This is a genomic window from Bacillus sp. CIS52 (assembly GCF_053545315.1).
Map to the genome: position 1 here is coordinate 1 of NZ_JBIUFR010000010.1, position 16982 is coordinate 16982.

Genomic DNA, 16982 nt, shown 5'->3' on the forward strand with positions numbered 1-16982 from the left:
TCTTACAGGCAGGTTACCCACGTGTTACTCACCCGTCCGCCGCTAACATCAGGGAGCAAGCTCCCATCTGTCCGCTCGACTTGCATGTATTAGGCACGCCGCCAGCGTTCGTCCTGAGCCAGGATCAAACTCTCCGATAAAGTAGTTTGACTGACTACGCACATCGCTGTGCGATTTATTTAAAACTTTGAATTAACAGGTACGTTTTGTCTTGTTTAGTTTTCAAAGAACTTTTTCGGCTTCTCTCGAAGCGACTTAATTATTATAACATATCATTATCATTGTCGTCAATAACTTTTTTGAATTTCTTTTTCGAAAATCCGTTTTGTCATCAGCGACGTATATTAGAATACCACCCTTGATTCATCATGTCAACAATAAACGACAAATTAAATGATGAAGCGTTTAATGACGATTAAAGCCGCGATGCCGGGTATTCCTAAAATCCCGCTGATACCGGTTGTGATCAGATTAACAGGTATATGAATGCCGAGACTCCCGCCGAATAAATTCACACCTGCCAGAAGAATCGCTCCGGCAATAAACTTAACGGCAGTCACACCAATCCATCTTAACGGCTTTGAAGATACTCCCCATAATAAAAGCAAAGCAACCAGACCGACAATCAAACCGATAATAAAAAAAGGCTCCATGAATCTTCCCCCTCGCTTGTTTAGTACAAGCTTATGAGAAGACCCCGGAGAATAGACCTCTTACTTCCATCTGCTCATTTTTAAATTCCGCTGCTTCGCTTCTTTCAAATAAAAAAAGTATTTAGATTCAGCGACTTTCAGCTCAAACAGCACCTCAGCTGAGGGCTCAAGACTTTTATCGACCAGACTCTTCTGTCTGTTCCATTCTTCTTTTTGTTTAAAGAGCTGTTCAATCAGTTTGTCATCAAACTCTTTTCTTAATGTATTTCTGCGAAGAAAACCCATGCCTCGCCATTTCCTCCCTTACAATTCACGTCTTCCTTCAAGAGCTTTTGAAAGAGTGACCTCATCAGCATATTCCAAATCACCGCCGACGGGCAGACCGTGGGCAATACGGGAGAGCTTGATGCCTGAGGGCTTTAACAGCCTCGATATATACATCGCTGTTGCTTCCCCTTCAATATTAGGGTTGGTCGCGAGGATAACTTCTGTCACTTGATCATCCTGAAGACGCTTCAGCAGTTCCGGAATCTTAATATCCTCCGGGCCGATGCCGTCCATCGGAGAAATTGCGCCGTGAAGAACATGATACTGGCCGTTATATTCCTTCATCTTCTCCATTGCAATAACATCCTTAGGGTCCTGCACCACACAAATGACAGATCTATCTCTTCTTGTATCCTCGCATATATAACAAGGGTCCTGATCTGTAATATGTCCGCAGATCGAGCAATATGTCAGATTCCGCTTCGCATTGACGAGCGCCTTAGCAAAATCCAATACTGTGTCTTCTTTCATACCTAGAACAAAAAAAGCCAGACGAACCGCTGTTTTCGGTCCGATCCCTGGCAATTTCATAAAGCTGTCAATCAGCTTTGATATTGGTTCAGGATACTGCATGTTTATTTATCCCCCTAGAATAAACCCGGTATGTTCATTCCTTTTGTAAATTGTCCCATTGTCTCATTCGTCATGTCATCGACTTTCTTGAGGGCGTCGTTTGTCGCAGCAAGAACCAGGTCCTGAAGCATTTCGATATCTTCCGGATCAACGACTTCTTCTTTAATCGCAACGTCTACAACTTCTTTTTGGCCGTTGACTTTTACAGTCACCATTCCGCCGCCCGCTGTGCCCTCAAGCACTTTTTCAGCAAGCTCCTCCTGAGCCTTTGCCATATCTTTTTGCATTTTTTGCATTTGTTTCATCATTTTTTGCATGTTTCCCATTCCGCCACGCATATTCAATCACTCTCTTTCATCTTATTAGTCTTTTATTTCAATCAAATCCGCTCCGACAAGCTTTTTCGCCTCTGCAATCAGCGGATCTTCTTCAGCCGGTTCGTTTGATCCTTCACTTTCCTGCTGATGATCATTTAAAAATTCTTCTCTTATTTTACCCCATTGTGCTTCCGGAACGCCAATCAAATCCATTCTTTTCCCGAGCATTGATTCGAGAATCTGTTCAAGATTCGTACGGACTCCGTTATTGTCTTCAGCAACCATTTTACAATGGATTTCGTATTTAAATTTAAGCACAAACGCCTTCTGGGCAGCGGCCACCGGTTCACTGTCATTCAAAAGAGCCGCATGAGACACTTTATTCTGCTGCTTCAGGTGTGCCAGCAGCTTGCCCCAGCTGCTTTTAAGCTGTTCAAGGTCAGGCCGTGTGGCTTCCTTCAATATTTCATGAATTCTTCCGGCCGGGGCTTTGTAATGGCTTTTTCCGCCTTTTTGAGGACGCGGGGCTTCTTTCGGAGCGCTTTCCGCCTGAACTTTCACCCCGGAGGTCTTCAGCCTTTCTACTTCCTGCTCAAGCTGCTGGATCTTATTCATCAGCATGCCGACCTCTGGGATATCTGCGGCCGCTTGCTGTGCCGTCTGGCATATTTTCACGACAGCCACTTCAAAAAAGATTCTCGGGTGGTTCGTCCACTTCATTTCCTGATGGCTTTTATTCAGGATGTCAATCATCTCATATAAAGCGGGGGCCGGTATTTCACCGCTCAGATTCCGAAACGTTTCATCGACCTTCACCTTCTCCAGGACTCCTTCTAAACCGGGAGCAGCCTGATACAAGAGCATATCCCTGAAATAGAAAATCATATCTTCAATCAGTTTGGCCGCATCTTTCCCCTGCTGGAGCAATTCATTGAGTGTTTCCAATGCTTCGGAAACCTGTTTGCGGTGAAGAGCAGATGCCAGTTTTCCAATATAGTGCTGGGAAACGGCTCCGGTAATAAGCAGTGCATCATCCACTGACAGCTCCTCGCCGCTGAATGATACGGCTTGATCGAGCAGGCTCAGCGCGTCCCTCATTCCACCGTCTGCGGCGCTCGCTATGATATCAAGGGCGCCTTCTTCCACCTTCAGCTGCTCTGCATCGACGATTGTCTTCATTCGTCCGACAATTGCTTTGGATGTAATCCGTTTGAAGTCAAAACGCTGACATCTGGAGATAATGGTTAAAGGAATCTTATGAGGCTCAGTCGTAGCTAATATGAAAATGCAATGTGCCGGCGGTTCTTCCAGCGTTTTCAAAAGCGCATTGAATGCGCCGATAGAGAGCATATGCACCTCATCTATAATATATACCTTGTAGGTAACGGCCGACGGGGCGAATTTTACCTTGTCGCGGATGTCGCGGATTTCGTCTACACCGTTATTCGACGCCGCATCTATTTCAATCACATCTGATATAGAGCCGTTTGTGATCCCCTTGCACGCCGCGCATTCATTGCACGGTTCTTCTACAGGGGCGTGCTCACAGTTGACTGCTTTCGCAAATATTTTAGCTGCACTGGTTTTCCCCGTTCCCCGTGGTCCAGAAAACAGATATGCATGAGAAAATTTCTTTTGCAAAAGGGCATTTTGCAGCGTTTTCGTAATGTGTTCCTGTCCGACCACATCTTCAAACTGCTGAGGCCTAAATACTCGATATAAAGCTTGGTAACCCACAGGATGCGCCCTCCTCTGTTATTCATCATGTTTATTATACATGAACGGGCTTTTAACGCCAAAACCCGTTTTTCATACACGAAAAAACTCACCTGTCATAAACAGGTGAGTCTGAAATTTGATGATTGATTTACCGTGCACCTTCTGTCGATTCGCTACCCTAAGCGTTACTTAAGCAGTTAGCTCAGCCCAGGCAACCCTGCGGCACATGAGAGGTTTCACTTAATGCTGCTTCCTTCCGGACCTGACATGGTTCATGAATTCCCATTGCGCAGGACCCAGACGTCAACGCCACTTACTTAAGGCAGACCTTACAGTAAACGAACCTCGAGAAGGGATTCGGCCCCGCTAGAGCGGATTGCGGGTACAGGGCACCGCTACCTCCCCGCTTAGCACGGCAAAATAAATATCAAATTTTTATATGCGCACCATTTATGATGCACACATAAGTATATCTGCTTCAGGCAGAAAATGCAACCGTACTACTCAGACAACTTTTTCCTCATGTCTTTCTTTTGCCGGCGAAGCTTTCTGAAAAAAGCGCTGAGCATTTCTCCGCACTCTTCTTCAAGCACGCCGCTCACCACTTCCGCTTGGTGGTTGAACCGTTCTTCCTGCAGAAGGTTCATAAGCGTTCCTGTACAGCCTCCCTTGGGGTCGAATGCGCCGAACACGACCTTATCGACTCTGGAAAGCACGACGGCTCCCGCGCACATCGGGCACGGCTCTAAAGTGACATAAAGAACGGCGTCTTCAAGTCTCCATGTTCCCAGCTTGCGGCACGCTTCGTCTATCGCCAGCATTTCCGCGTGGGCCAGCGACCGCTGTTCGGTCTCCCGCAGATTATGCGCCCGCGCCACGATCTCATCATGCAGAACAAGGACGGCCCCGATCGGCACTTCGCCTTTCGCTTCTGCTTTTTTCGCTTCTTTTATGGCTTCTCTCATATAATATTCATCATTCATCGGTTCAAGCTCTCTTCTTAAGTTTTTTCATGTCTCATAAAGGTTAAAATAGGAATACCCCAGCAGAAAGGAGTTGCCGGCATTGTCTGAACCTAACAACACAGCCCTTCTCATTGTCGATATGATTAACAATTTTCAATTTGATATGGGCGAACGTCTTGCTGAAAAAACCAAACAAATCGTCCCCCGTATTTTATCATTAAAGAAGCATGCAAAACAAAACAACTGGCCGATTATTTATATTAATGACCATTACGGGCTTTGGAAGGCGGATATTGATGCCATCAGGGAGGAATGCAGCAACGACAGAAGCGCATCCATAATAGAAGATATCTCGCCTCATCCGGATGATTATTTTCTCATTAAACCGAAGCATTCCGCTTTTTATGAAACGGCGCTTCATACTCTTCTGACCGAGCTGCAAGTGAATCGATTAATGATTACGGGGATTGCCGGGAATATTTGTGTGCTGTTCACGGCTAACGACGCTTATATGAGAGAATACAGTATTACCATCCCGAAAGACTGCACCGCTTCCAATAGCGACGAAGACAATGATTTCGCCTTGACGATGATGGAGAATGTTCTCTTCGCAGAAATAACCACGGAAAAACAAATTATCGACGAAAAATAAACATGATCGGCCTCCTTTTTTCATACATTTGATAGCGGATATGAAAGGAGGCGTTTTTCATTCAGATCTATGTAGTGAAACGGGGCGACACGCTTTCCGCTATTGCGGCGCGCTACCGGACATCCGCAAATGTCATTGCGGAAGCAAATAAACTGCCTAATCCCAATACACTGGTTGTCGGACAAACTCTTGTCATCCCGATTGAGGGTCAATATTACGAAGTGAAACAAGGCGATACTCTTGCGGCAATCGCCGGCCGTTTTCATATATCGGCCGCGGAGCTTGCGAGGGTGAACGGAATTCAGCTCAGCACCCCATTGCAAAGCGGGACCCGCCTTTACATTCCGCAGCAGACAAATAAGCCCGATATCGAATCAAATGCCTATATAGAACCGCGGGGAACGAGCGTAAGCGCTAATCTGCAGCAGGCGGCAAGAGAGGCCTCACCTTATTTAACATATCTCGGCGCATTCAGTTTTCAAGTGCAGCGGAACGGGACTTTAAAGGAACCGCCTCTCACCAATTTAAGAAGCATCAGTGACAGGCACAACACCGCACTGATGATGATCATCACCAACCTTGAAAACGACGCATTCAGCGATGATCTCGGGCGGCTCATTTTGAATGATAATACCGTGAAAACAAAACTCTTTCAGGAAATCGTCTCCACGGCTAAACAGCACGGCTTTCGCGATATTCATTTTGATTTCGAATATTTACGTCCTCAGGACAGAGAAGCCTACAATCGTTTTTTACGTGAAGCGAGGACGATTTTTCACCGTCAAGGCTGGAAGATTTCAACGGCGCTTGCTCCGAAAACGAGCGCGACCCAGGCCGGCAAATGGTATGAAGCACATGACTACAGGGCACATGGAGAAATCGTCGATTTTGTCGTCATCATGACATATGAGTGGGGATACAGCGGGGGCCCGGCTCAGGCCGTATCACCAATCGGCCCTGTAAGAAATGTCATAGAGTACGCGCTGACGGAAATGCCTGCTTCAAAAATCGTCATGGGCCAGAATATGTACGGCTATGATTGGACACTGCCTTTCAAACAGGGAACGACAGCGAAAGCCGTCAGTCCTCAGCAGGCAATCGCTCTGGCAGCACGCTATAAAGTCGACATTCAATATGACGAAACCGCCCAGGCTCCATTCTTTCGTTACACGGATGAAAATCAGAGACGGCATGAAGTATGGTTTGAAGACGCACGATCCATTCAAGCGAAATTCAATTTAATTAAAGAACTTCATTTAAGAGGAATCAGCTATTGGAAACTCGGCCTCTCCTTCCCGCAAAACTGGCTTTTGCTCGGAGATCAATTTCATATTGTGAAAGAGACGTTTCGTTAATTGGAAGCGTCTTTTTTCATGGGCTTTTCTGAGAGTGTGATACAATATAAAGGCCGGCAGATGACGGATGTTTGCAGAATTAAGGAGGATTTTCAATGAACAGAGCCCCTTTTATCGCGGTAGAAGGTCCTATCGGGGCGGGAAAAACGACACTCGCTTCTATGCTTTCTGAAGAGCTCGGTTTTCCTATGATTAATGAGATTGTGGAAGACAACCCTTATCTTGATAAGTTCTATGATAATATCGAGGAGTGGAGTTTCCAGCTTGAAATGTTTTTTCTCTGTCACAGGTATAAACAGCTTGAAGATACAGATCGTGATTACTTAAAACAAGGACAGCCCGTTTTGTCCGATTATCATATTTATAAAAATGTTATTTTCGCAGAGCGCACATTGCACGGACAAAAGCTTGAGAAATATAAGCAGATTTATCATCTGCTCACTCACGACTTGCCGAAACCGAATGTTATTGTATACATAAAGGCAAGCCTGCCGACATTGCTTCAACGCATCGAAAAACGCGGGCGCCCGTTTGAGAAAAACATCGAGCATCAATATCTGGAACGTCTCATTGCAGATTACGACACAGCCATCAGACAGCTTCAGGAAGAAGATCCGGATATATCTGTACTGACCATTGACGGTGATACCGAAGACTTTGTTTTGAATAAGACAGACTATGAAAGAATTGCCCGTCAGGTAAAGGAGCTTATTAAATGAAAGACATTCATATTCCAAACAACGCCATTATAACAGTAGCGGGAACGGTAGGAGTCGGAAAATCGACTTTAACCAAGGCTTTAGCAAAACGGCTCGGCTTTAATACCTCACTTGAAGAAGTGGATGAAAACCCTTATTTAGAGAAGTTTTATCATGATTTTGAGCGATGGAGCTTTCACTTGCAAATTTATTTTCTGGCTGAGCGGTTTAAGGAGCAGAAAAACATCTTTGAATCAGGCGGCGGATTCGTGCAGGACCGTTCGATTTATGAAGATACAGGCATATTCGCAAAAATGCATGCCGATAAAGGAACCATGTCGCTGACAGATTACAAAACATACACAAGCCTTTTTGAAGCGATGGTCATGACGCCATACTTCCCGCACCCTGATGTTTTGATCTATTTAGAAGGTGATCTTGAAAACATTATAGAACGGATTGAAAAGCGCGGCCGCGATATGGAGCTGCAGACAAACCGCTCCTATTGGGAAGAGATGTATAAACGGTACGAAGACTGGATCAGCGGTTTTAACGCCTGCCCTGTGCTGAAAGTGCGCATTGAAGATTATGACCTTGAAGCTGATGAACAGTCACTGGAACCTTTGATCGAAAAAATCAGCCGCGTGATCAACGAAAACAGAAATAAGTAAAAATAAGAAAGCGATTTTCCCGAACAGAGAAAATCGCTTTTTTTTGCATATAAAAAATCCGCTGCATCAGATGCAGCGGACAAAACAATCTCCAATATATGCTCGAGTTTCATTAGGTTTAAAATCAATATGGCGGAGGAAGAGGGATTCGAACCCCCGCGGGCTTTGACACCCCTGTCGGTTTTCAAGACCGATCCCTTCAGCCAGACTTGGGTATTCCTCCGTATCGACATTTAATAATATACCACATGACTTATTTTTCAGTCAAGCGCTTTTTTCATATTTTTTATTTCTTTTCTTAAACAGCTTGTCCGTCAGCTTTACTATCATACAAAAGACTCGTATCCAAAATCAACCGCTTTCTGTTATACGGCAGGAAAACACAGTGAAAACCAAGAATACATTCAAATAGATAACCTGTTCATAAAGGTGGAGAACACAATGAAAGTCATAATCGCACCGGATTCTTTTAAAGAGAGCATGACAGCAAAAGAAGCTGCCGACAGCATCGAAAAAGGATTCAAATCAGTCTTCCCTGATGCTGAATATATCAAGATACCCGCGGCGGACGGCGGAGAAGGAACCGTTCAGGCTTTAACGGATGCCACCGGGGGGAGAATCATTAATAAAACAGTGACCGGTCCGCTGGGAACCCCGGTAAACGCCGCATACGGACTTCTGGGAAACGGACGCACGGCAGTCATTGAAATGGCAGAAGCATCAGGACTTCATCTCATCCCCCGTCATCTCAGAGATCCGTTGAACACTACAACAAGAGGAACGGGTGAACTGATAGCAGATGCAGCTTCCCGCGGGGTGAGTGAAATCATCATCGGTCTTGGCGGGAGCGCAACCAATGACGGCGGGACCGGGATGGCGAGCGCGCTCGGTGTGCGTTTCTTAAATGAGGAAGGTCAGGAGATACCTGACGGCGGAGGCTCGCTGCACACCCTGGCTTCTATCGATATAAGCGGCCTCTCTCCTGATCTGAAACCTATCCGTGTCCGTGCCGCATGCGATGTCGAAAATCCTCTGACCGGGGAAAACGGCGCATCATATGTCTTTGGCCCGCAAAAAGGGGCGTCCGAGAAGACAAAAGTTGTATTGGATCGCAATTTACGCCATTTCGCTGATGTATTGAGACGGCAGCACGATATTGAAGCGGATACCGTAAAAGGCGCGGGCGCTGCAGGAGGTTTAGGCGCAGGGCTGATCGCCTTCTTACAAGCCGACCTTCAAAGCGGGATTGACGTTGTATTAGATACACTGTCCTTTTCAGATCAGATAAAAGGCGCTGACCTTATCATCACCGGAGAGGGGCAGATTGACGGACAAACAATATTCGGCAAAACCCCCGCAGGAATTGCAGCACGTGCAGCCGCTCAAAAAATTCCCGTTATCGCATTAGCGGGTTCCTTGGGAAAAGACTTTGAACATGTATACAACGGAGGAATAACAGCTGTATTTTCTATCGTGCCGGGCGCTGTAAGTCTTGAAGATGCCTTAGCATCAGGCCGTTTTAACCTTGAAAGCACAGCCCGGAGTGTCGCCGCTTTATACCAAACAGCAAAAAAGGCGCGCCTCTAGGGCGCACCTTTTTATGGTTTGATGACTTCTTTATTTCCCATATAAGGACGAAGCACTTTCGGAATGACGACACTTCCGTCTTCCTGCTGGTAGTTTTCCAAGATGGCAGCTACTGTTCTGCCGACTGCCAGACCGGAACCGTTTAATGTATGCACATGCTCCGGCTTGCCTTTCGCTTCGCGTCTGAATCGAATGTTTGCGCGTCTCGCCTGAAAGGCCTCAAAGTTGCTGCAAGAAGAAATTTCACGATATGTGTCTTGGCTTGGAATCCATACTTCAATATCGTACTTTTTCGCAGCTGTAAAGCCGAGATCTCCGGTACACATGCTCATGACACGATACGGCAGTTCGAGCAGCTGAAGCACCCGTTCAGCTTGATTTGTCAATTTTTCAAGCTCCTCATAAGAATCTTCCGGCTTCACGAATTTCACAAGCTCAACCTTGTTGAATTGATGCTGGCGGATCAAACCGCGTGTATCACGGCCGGCAGATCCCGCTTCTGAACGGAAGCAGGCGCTGAACGCGGCATAATTAATCGGCAGGTCTTCGCCGGATAAGATTTCATCGCGGTGCATATTTGTGATCGGCACTTCCGCCGTCGGAATTAAGAAATAATCCTCTTCCCTGATTTTAAAAGCATCCTCTTCAAATTTAGGAAGCTGTCCCGTCCCTGTCATGCTCGTACGGTTTACCATATAAGGAGGAATGACTTCCGTGTAATCATACTCATCAACGTGAAGATCCAGCATAAAGTTGTAGAGCGCGCGTTCGAGACGGGCCCCTAGTCCTTTATAAAACACAAACCGGCTTCCCGTTACTTTTGAAGCGCGTTCGAAATCAAGGATGTTCAAGCGGTCAGCGATATCCCAATGCGGTTTCGGCTCATATGCAAATGCCGGCGCCTCTCCCCACTTGCGAATTTCAATATTATCATCTTCAGTTTCCCCGACAGGCACTGAATCGTGCGGGATGTTCGGAATAGACAGAAGGATGGTTTCGAGCGTGGTTTCCACCGTGCGAAGCTCTTCATCAAGCTTCTTAATTTCTTCGCCTACTTCACGCATCTCTTTAATAATATGATCAGCGTCTTTTTTCTCCCGTTTCAAAACGGCGACCTGCTGAGACACTTCGTTGCGTTTTCCCTTCAGTTCTTCTACTTTGCCGATAAGTTCTCTTCTTTTTTCATCAAGCTCTTCAAACTTATCAAAGTCAGATAAGTCTTCGCCCTTAGGAATGAGCTTCGCTTTTACTTCTTGAAAATTGGCTCTCAGGACCTTCGTATCAATCATACATAACAACTCCTATCTGTTTTTATCGAAAATAAAAAAGAGCCCTCATCCCCTAAAAGGGACGAGAGCTCTCGCGTTGCCACCCTGATTGAAAACAAGCTTACACTTGCTTCCCGCTTTAACACATAACGGTTTTCCCGTAAATGCCTACTTGTTTTCAGCATTTCGCTCAAGGACGGATTCGGACAGCATCTTCCACCGATTCGCACCACCCATCGGCTCTCTTTGAAAGAGAGGCTTCCTACTGCTTCCTGTCAACGCTTTTCGATCTTTATTTGTGTTTATAATGTACTATAAGTATCAGCGGTTTTCAACTGTTTTATACAGCTGTTTCCCGCTTATGCTTTTCCGCCATCTTCACAAACAGCTCTGTCACCCGGTGGTCATCCGTCAGTTCAGGATGGAACGAGCAGCCGAGCAAATGCCCCTGCTTTGCAGCCACGATGCGTCCGTTATGCTCACAAAGCACTTCAACATCTTCTCCGGCTTCTAAAATGTGCGGCGCGCGAATAAATACACCCGTAAACGGCTCATCAAGGCCTTTAATCGTCAGGTCAGCTTCAAAGCTGTCGACCTGACGGCCAAAGGAATTACGCTCGACAACTACGTCTAACAGCCCTAAATGAGCATGATCGGTTCCCGCAATCTCTTTGGCTAAAATAATCAGACCGGCGCATGTGCCGAACATCGGCTTGCCTTGAGCGGCAAACTCGCGAAGCGGCTCCATAAAATGATACGTATCCATTAAACGCCGCATTGTCGTGCTTTCTCCGCCCGGCAGGATTAAGCCGTCGATGTCATTCAGCTGTTCAGGACGCTTAACGACAACACCTTTTGAACCACATGCTTCAATTGAACGAATATGTTCTCTTACTGCTCCTTGAAGTCCAAGTACACCAATTGTTAACATGCTTCCAGCTCTCCTATGGTTTTACCAGCCGCGTTCTTGCATACGCTGTTCCGGCAATAGATTTGAGATTTCGATTCCTTTCATCGCTGTGCCCAATTCTTTAGAAAGCTCAGCAATCAGTTTGTAATCTGTGTAGTGAGTCGTTGCTTCCACAATTGCTTTGGCGAATTTAGCAGGGTTGTCTGATTTGAAAATACCTGAACCGACAAATACGCCGTCAGCGCCCAGCTGCATCATCAATGCCGCATCAGCAGGCGTCGCCACTCCGCCTGCAGCAAAGTTGACAACAGGCAATTTGCCGTCACGTTTGATTTGAAGCAGCAGCTCATATGGTGCACCGAGGTTTTTCGCTTCAGTCATCAGCTCATCATCGCTCATCGCCGCAACTTTGCGCACTTGCGCGTTTACTTTTCTCATATGACGGACAGCTTCCACAATGTTTCCTGTTCCCGGTTCGCCTTTTGTACGAAGCATGGAAGCTCCTTCAGCGATACGGCGCGTTGCTTCGCCGAGATCACGGCATCCGCATACGAACGGAACAGTATATTCATTTTTATTTAAATGAAATTCTTCGTCAGCAGGAGTCAGAACTTCACTTTCATCAATATAATCTACTCCCATTGCTTCAAGGACACGCGCTTCAACGATATGTCCGATACGCGCTTTTGCCATTACGGGAATGGATACAGCATTCATTACTTCTTCAACGATCGTCGGGTCAGCCATGCGGGCAACACCGCCGGCAGCGCGAATATCAGCCGGAACTCGTTCTAACGCCATTACGGCAACAGCTCCCGCCTCTTCCGCAATCTTCGCTTGTTCAGCATTTACAACGTCCATGATGACGCCGCCTTTTTGCATTTCCGCCATTCCGCGTTTTACACGGTCAGTACCTGTTTGAGCCATTATTTGGTCCCCCTAGTCAATGTATAGTTAGATAATTTCTATCTCTTATTGTATCCCAGAAATACAATATTTCATATGGATATTCTTATTTTACAGTGTGATGGAAGAGATAGATATCATTTTTTTACTAACAATTTGGTTTTTTCAGTATATTAAGCAAAAGAGCCCTAACTTTCATCAGAGCTCTTTCTTATTTCTTAAAACCAGCCTGTTACCGTATCAACGGCGCTGTTCCAGATTCCGGAGAAGAAACCGCCGATGCCGCGCATCATCTGAACAAACCAGTTTGCTTTATCTACATCATTTTTCGTTACAAGATTCACGCTGAACTCTTTGGATTTGAGGAAGCCGTAGTCTTTGTCACTGCCTTTGTATGTAACTTTCAGCGTTCCGACTTTCGTCCCTTTTTTCACAGGAGCCGTGATTTCTTTTTTATCTAAAGTCACTTCGGCTTTATAGTTCTTTTCATCCCCGCTTTTCACAGGTATAGAAAGCGCCTTATCAGTCACAATATCGACTTGCTTGTCTTTCCCTTTGTCAACGTCAATCGTTTTGTGCCCTTTTACTTGAGAGCCTTCAGGGTAAAGGTCTTTCATTGAGAAATTGCTGTTAAATGCGTAATCGAGCATTTTTTTCGTTTCATCAAATCGTCCGGTATGCAGGTTGCCTTTTGCGTTTAACACAACGGTGATGACCCGCATTCCGTTCCGCTGTGCGGTGCTTGTAAAACAAGATCCCGCAGAATCAGTAGAACCCGTTTTTAACCCGTCAACGCCGGGATATTCAGAAACAAGGCCTTTTAACATGAAGTTCCAGTTCGGCATGTCCATTTCATCATCAGTGCCGGCTCTGAATTTCGTCTTAGCGATGCTTGTTGTTTTCAGAACTTCCGGATAATCAGTGATCAGGCGGTCTGCAAGAAGCGCCATGTCTTTTGCAGAAACTTCACTCTCTTCTTTAACGCCTTCTCCTTGCGGCTGCTTGCCGTGAAGGTCTTCATTCACAAGCCCGGTGGCATTTTTAAAATCATAGTTTGTCATGCCTAATTCTTTGGCTTTCGCATTCATTTCAGCGACAAATTTCGTTTCAGTTCCGGCAAGAATTTCGGCAACTGCAATCGCGGCTCCGTTAGCAGAGTAAATCGCCATGGCCTGGTACAGTTCTTTGACTGTGTATTTGCCGTCTTTCCGAAGAGGGACGTTTGATAAACTGTTGTCTTGAGAAATTTCATAGACGTAATCATCAGGAGTATACGTTTGATCCCATTTCACTTTTCCTTCTTTAATGGCTTCCAGAAGCAGGTATTCAGTCATCATTTTTGTCATACTGGCAATCGGCAGTCTTTTGTCTGCATTTTTACTGTATAAGATTTTCCCCGATGAAGCCTCAATCATTATCGCAGCTGAAGCATTGACATCAACCGGGTCATTGCCGGCTGCCTCCGCTTTAGACATTGGAACAAAGCAAGTTGCGGCCAGTGCCAGTACCACTAATGACACTAACAGCTGTTTCCATTTCGTGATGTTCAATCTTACGACCTCCGTCATTCATTTTAAATCTATAATTAAGCCGTTAAGGACATATTCAAATTCAAAACACAACAGTATAAATTTTATCACACTCGATATAAAAAAAATAGACAGAGTCAGCGACCCTGTCAAATGTTTTTTATTTGTAACAATTAAGAGATTGTATAGTTTGGTGATTCTTTCGTAATTTGAACATCATGCGGATGGCTTTCGCGAAGACCTGCTCCTGTCATACGGATGAATTGAGCTTCTTCTCTTAAAGCGCGTAAGTCTTTTGAACCGCAATATCCCATACCTGAACGAAGACCGCCGACAAGCTGATACACTGTTTCTTCTACAGGACCTTTGTACGGAGTCCGTCCTTCGATACCTTCAGGGACGAATTTCTTATTTTCTTCTTGGAAATATCGATCTTTACTGCCTTTTTCCATGGCAGCGACAGAACCCATACCGCGATACACTTTAAATCTTCTGCCTTGATAGATTTCAGTCTCTCCCGGGCTTTCTGAAGTACCGGCAAGCAGGCTTCCAAGCATTACGGCATGTCCACCGGATGCCAATGCTTTCGTAATATCACCGGAGAATTTAATACCGCCGTCCGCGATAATTGTTGCGCCGTGTTTTCTTGCTTCAGTGGCACAATCATAAATGGCAGTGATTTGCGGTACGCCTACACCTGCAACGACGCGTGTCGTACAGATGGAACCAGGTCCGATTCCCACTTTTACAATGTTTGCTCCGGCTTCAATCAAAGCTTTTGTCGCTTCAGCCGTTGCCACATTTCCTGCGATAATGTTCAGTTCAGGATATGTTTCACGAATTTTCGCAACCGTGTTCAGTACGCCTCTGGAATGTCCGTGAGCCGTATCAACCACGATAACATCGACATTCGCTTCAACAAGCTTGCTGACGCGTGTCATTGTATCGCCTGTCACGCCTACCGCAGCGCCGACAATAAGGCGTCCGTGTTCATCTTTAGATGAATTCGGGAATTCGATAACCTTTTCAATATCTTTGATCGTGATAAGACCTTTTAATTTGTTTTGGTCATCCACTAATGGAAGTTTTTCAATTTTATGTTTCTGTAAGATTTTTTCTGCTTCGTCTAATGTGGTGCCTACAGGAGCCGTAACCAGCTCTTCTTTTGTCATCACGTCACTGATTTTCATTGAATAATCAGAGATAAAGCGAAGATCACGGTTTGTAATGATTCCGACAAGCTTTTGATCGTCTTTATTATCTACGATCGGAACACCGGAAATTCTGTATTTCCCCATCAAATGCTCCGCATCGAATACTTGATGATCAGGTGTTAAAAAGAAGGGATTTGTAATAACGCCCCGTTCAGAACGTTTGACTTTGTCAACATGTTCAGCCTGCTGTTCGATGGACATGTTTTTATGGATAATGCCCAAGCCGCCCTGTCTGGCCATCGCAATCGCCATAGCTGATTCTGTTACTGTATCCATTCCCGCACTGATGACAGGAATATTAAGCTTTAACGTTTTTGTCAGTTCAACAGATAAATCCACATCACGCGGAAGTACGTCTGATTGAGCCGGTACGAGCAGTACATCATCGAACGTTAAGCCTTCTTTTGAAAATTTACTTTCCCACATTAGTAAATCCCCCTCTTTTCGGCAAAATATTATATGTAGATTATCAACTAGAAAACGGCATGTCAAGGAAGCGAAGAAGAGTTGAAATATTTAGATAAAGGAAAGGGTTTAAAAATACACATGAGAGACCTTGAGTGGAAAGAGTTATCATTATTTTATTCCGTGGAATCCTCCCAGAAATTCCTAAATAAAGTCTATACAGAAAGAGGAATGGAAGAACCAAAACGATATGCGTTTAAAAACAGTGAACGCTTCATATTTTTTATCAAACACGCCGAGTCCTTTTATAAACAGGCATCTCTCTCCCCTTTAGAAATTAAGCCTATTCTGTTGTTTTACGGGATGTCACAATTGCTGAAAGCCTGTCTTCTGACTACAGATCCAAGCTATCCGAGTCACGCCTCAGTACTCGCACATGGCGTTACTGCCCGGAAGCGCAAAAAGCAAAATTACAGTTTTAGGGATGATGAAGTGAAGGTGCAGCGCAATGGCTTATGTATACATGTAATGAATCACTTATTCGGAATAGCGGGTCTTGAGGAAGAACGGTATACAATGAAAAAACTGCTGACAGCCATTCCCGAATTGCACAGTGTATTTCATTTTCAAGAGAAAAAGAATTGGCTGACCAAAGTAGAGCTGAAAGATGACCTTGTTTTAGTTCCTGAACATACGGTGATTCAGTACAATATGTCTGACTCCCGCTTTGCAGAATATATCAGTCATCATTTGAATTGGTCTTTTGTCAGGAAAAGCCATAACCATTTGGTTTTTGAGGCTGATCCGCTAGATACTGAACCTTGGTCTTCGCCAAACTTAGCGTTTCACTTAGAGAAAAATCAATATTATCTTCCCTCTCAGCGTGATCAGTTCCTGCATCTTCCCGAAATGATAATTCATTATTTGGTCCTGTATAATATTGGGATGATTGCGAGATATGAAACGGAATGGTGGTATGAACTGCTGACACAGCATGTCAGCGATGATTATGTATTGATCCGGCGGTTCTTAGAGGTCACAGAACGTAAATTTCCTTATTACATTTCTAATTTCCTTAAGCAATACTTATAAACAAAAAAGACAGCTCATGATGAGCTGTCTTTACCGTATGATTGCTTGGCGGCGTCCTACTCTCACAGGGGGAAACCCCCGACTACCATCGGCGCTGAAGAGCTTAACTTCCGTGTTCGGCATGGGAACGGGTGTGACCTC

At 45.2% G+C, this 16982-nt stretch carries 17 protein-coding genes, 1 tRNA gene, 2 rRNA genes, 1 other RNA gene and 1 other annotated feature; of the genes, 6 read left to right on the forward strand and 15 right to left on the reverse strand.

Annotation, left to right across the window (positions count from 1 at the left end):
* The 8 genes from ACH32G_RS18630 to tadA all read right to left on the reverse strand — a co-directional run.
* Window positions 1-140 (reverse strand): 16S ribosomal RNA (locus ACH32G_RS18630); the annotation flags it as partial.
* Between the two features lie 249 nt (window positions 141-389).
* Window positions 390-653: a pro-sigmaK processing inhibitor BofA family protein gene (locus tag ACH32G_RS18635; RefSeq protein ID WP_016937294.1), complete on the reverse strand. Its 264-nt coding sequence runs from the start codon at window positions 651-653 to the stop codon at window positions 390-392.
* Between the two features lie 60 nt (window positions 654-713).
* Window positions 714-938, reverse strand: a complete 225-nt coding sequence (locus tag ACH32G_RS18640; RefSeq protein ID WP_016937295.1) for a YaaL family protein — start codon at window positions 936-938, stop codon at window positions 714-716.
* An 18-nt stretch (window positions 939-956) separates the two neighbouring features.
* Window positions 957-1553, reverse strand: a complete 597-nt coding sequence (gene recR / locus ACH32G_RS18645; protein WP_016937296.1) for a recombination protein RecR — start codon at window positions 1551-1553, stop codon at window positions 957-959.
* A gap of 14 nt (window positions 1554-1567) precedes the next feature.
* Window positions 1568-1891: a YbaB/EbfC family nucleoid-associated protein gene (locus ACH32G_RS18650; RefSeq protein WP_003150700.1), complete on the reverse strand. Its 324-nt coding sequence runs from the start codon at window positions 1889-1891 to the stop codon at window positions 1568-1570.
* A 24-nt stretch (window positions 1892-1915) separates the two neighbouring features.
* A complete protein-coding gene (gene dnaX, locus ACH32G_RS18655) occupies window positions 1916-3607 on the reverse strand; it encodes a DNA polymerase III subunit gamma/tau (protein ID WP_016937297.1) in 1692 nt (563 codons plus the stop codon).
* A 133-nt stretch (window positions 3608-3740) separates the two neighbouring features.
* Window positions 3741-4005, reverse strand: an RNA gene (gene ffs, locus ACH32G_RS18660) — signal recognition particle sRNA large type.
* An 84-nt stretch (window positions 4006-4089) separates the two neighbouring features.
* A complete protein-coding gene (gene tadA, locus ACH32G_RS18665) occupies window positions 4090-4572 on the reverse strand; it encodes a tRNA adenosine(34) deaminase TadA (protein ID WP_016937298.1) in 483 nt (160 codons plus the stop codon).
* An 82-nt stretch (window positions 4573-4654) separates the two neighbouring features.
* On the opposite strand from tadA, the gene ACH32G_RS18670 reads away from it, so the two are divergent.
* The 4 genes from ACH32G_RS18670 (at window position 4655) to dck (ending at window position 7930) form a co-directional block, all read left to right on the forward strand.
* Complete coding sequence (locus tag ACH32G_RS18670) at window positions 4655-5206, forward strand: isochorismatase family cysteine hydrolase (protein WP_016937299.1); 552 nt, start codon at window positions 4655-4657, stop codon at window positions 5204-5206.
* 65 nt (window positions 5207-5271) lie between these two features.
* Complete coding sequence (locus tag ACH32G_RS18675; RefSeq protein ID WP_173363132.1) at window positions 5272-6561, forward strand: glycoside hydrolase family 18 protein; 1290 nt, start codon at window positions 5272-5274, stop codon at window positions 6559-6561.
* A gap of 95 nt (window positions 6562-6656) precedes the next feature.
* On the forward strand, window positions 6657-7280 hold the full coding sequence (locus ACH32G_RS18680) for a deoxynucleoside kinase (RefSeq protein ID WP_013350734.1): 624 nt from the start codon (window positions 6657-6659) through the stop codon (window positions 7278-7280).
* Window positions 7277-7930, forward strand: coding sequence for a deoxyadenosine/deoxycytidine kinase (dck, locus tag ACH32G_RS18685; RefSeq protein WP_016937302.1), 654 nt, complete (start codon window positions 7277-7279; stop codon window positions 7928-7930). The genes ACH32G_RS18680 and dck overlap by 4 nt, the downstream gene beginning before the upstream one ends.
* A gap of 130 nt (window positions 7931-8060) precedes the next feature.
* On the opposite strand, the gene ACH32G_RS18690 is transcribed toward dck, so the two are convergent.
* Window positions 8061-8153: transfer RNA gene (locus tag ACH32G_RS18690), tRNA-Ser, on the reverse strand.
* Between the two features lie 218 nt (window positions 8154-8371).
* Here ACH32G_RS18690 and ACH32G_RS18695 point away from each other — a divergent pair.
* Window positions 8372-9517: a glycerate kinase gene (locus ACH32G_RS18695; protein WP_448814687.1), complete on the forward strand. Its 1146-nt coding sequence runs from the start codon at window positions 8372-8374 to the stop codon at window positions 9515-9517.
* Window positions 9518-9528: 11 nt separating this feature from the next.
* Here the strand turns inward: ACH32G_RS18695 and serS are convergent, their stop codons facing one another.
* The 5 genes from serS to guaB all read right to left on the reverse strand — a co-directional run bounded on the left by serS (window position 9529) and on the right by guaB (window position 15770).
* A complete protein-coding gene (gene serS / locus ACH32G_RS18700) occupies window positions 9529-10806 on the reverse strand; it encodes a serine--tRNA ligase (RefSeq protein WP_095242204.1) in 1278 nt (425 codons plus the stop codon).
* Window positions 10807-10860: 54 nt separating this feature from the next.
* Window positions 10861-11073 (reverse strand) — a binding site (T-box leader).
* Between the two features lie 52 nt (window positions 11074-11125).
* Window positions 11126-11716: a pyridoxal 5'-phosphate synthase glutaminase subunit PdxT gene (gene pdxT, locus ACH32G_RS18705; RefSeq protein WP_045926876.1), complete on the reverse strand. Its 591-nt coding sequence runs from the start codon at window positions 11714-11716 to the stop codon at window positions 11126-11128.
* 21 nt (window positions 11717-11737) lie between these two features.
* On the reverse strand, window positions 11738-12622 hold the full coding sequence (gene pdxS, locus ACH32G_RS18710; protein ID WP_016937306.1) for a pyridoxal 5'-phosphate synthase lyase subunit PdxS: 885 nt from the start codon (window positions 12620-12622) through the stop codon (window positions 11738-11740).
* 197 nt (window positions 12623-12819) lie between these two features.
* Window positions 12820-14151 (reverse strand): D-alanyl-D-alanine carboxypeptidase, encoded by a 1332-nt coding sequence (gene dacA / locus ACH32G_RS18715; RefSeq protein WP_016937307.1) that lies wholly within the window; start codon window positions 14149-14151, stop codon window positions 12820-12822.
* Between the two features lie 152 nt (window positions 14152-14303).
* Window positions 14304-15770: an IMP dehydrogenase gene (gene guaB, locus ACH32G_RS18720; RefSeq protein ID WP_003150717.1), complete on the reverse strand. Its 1467-nt coding sequence runs from the start codon at window positions 15768-15770 to the stop codon at window positions 14304-14306.
* Window positions 15771-15890: 120 nt separating this feature from the next.
* Here guaB and ACH32G_RS18725 point away from each other — a divergent pair, with 120 nt between their 5' ends.
* Entirely contained in the window at window positions 15891-16841 is a 951-nt protein-coding gene (locus ACH32G_RS18725) for a YaaC family protein (protein ID WP_448814688.1), read from the forward strand.
* 43 nt (window positions 16842-16884) lie between these two features.
* Here the strand turns inward: ACH32G_RS18725 and rrf are convergent.
* Window positions 16885-16982, reverse strand: a 5S ribosomal RNA gene (rrf, locus tag ACH32G_RS18730); the annotation flags it as partial.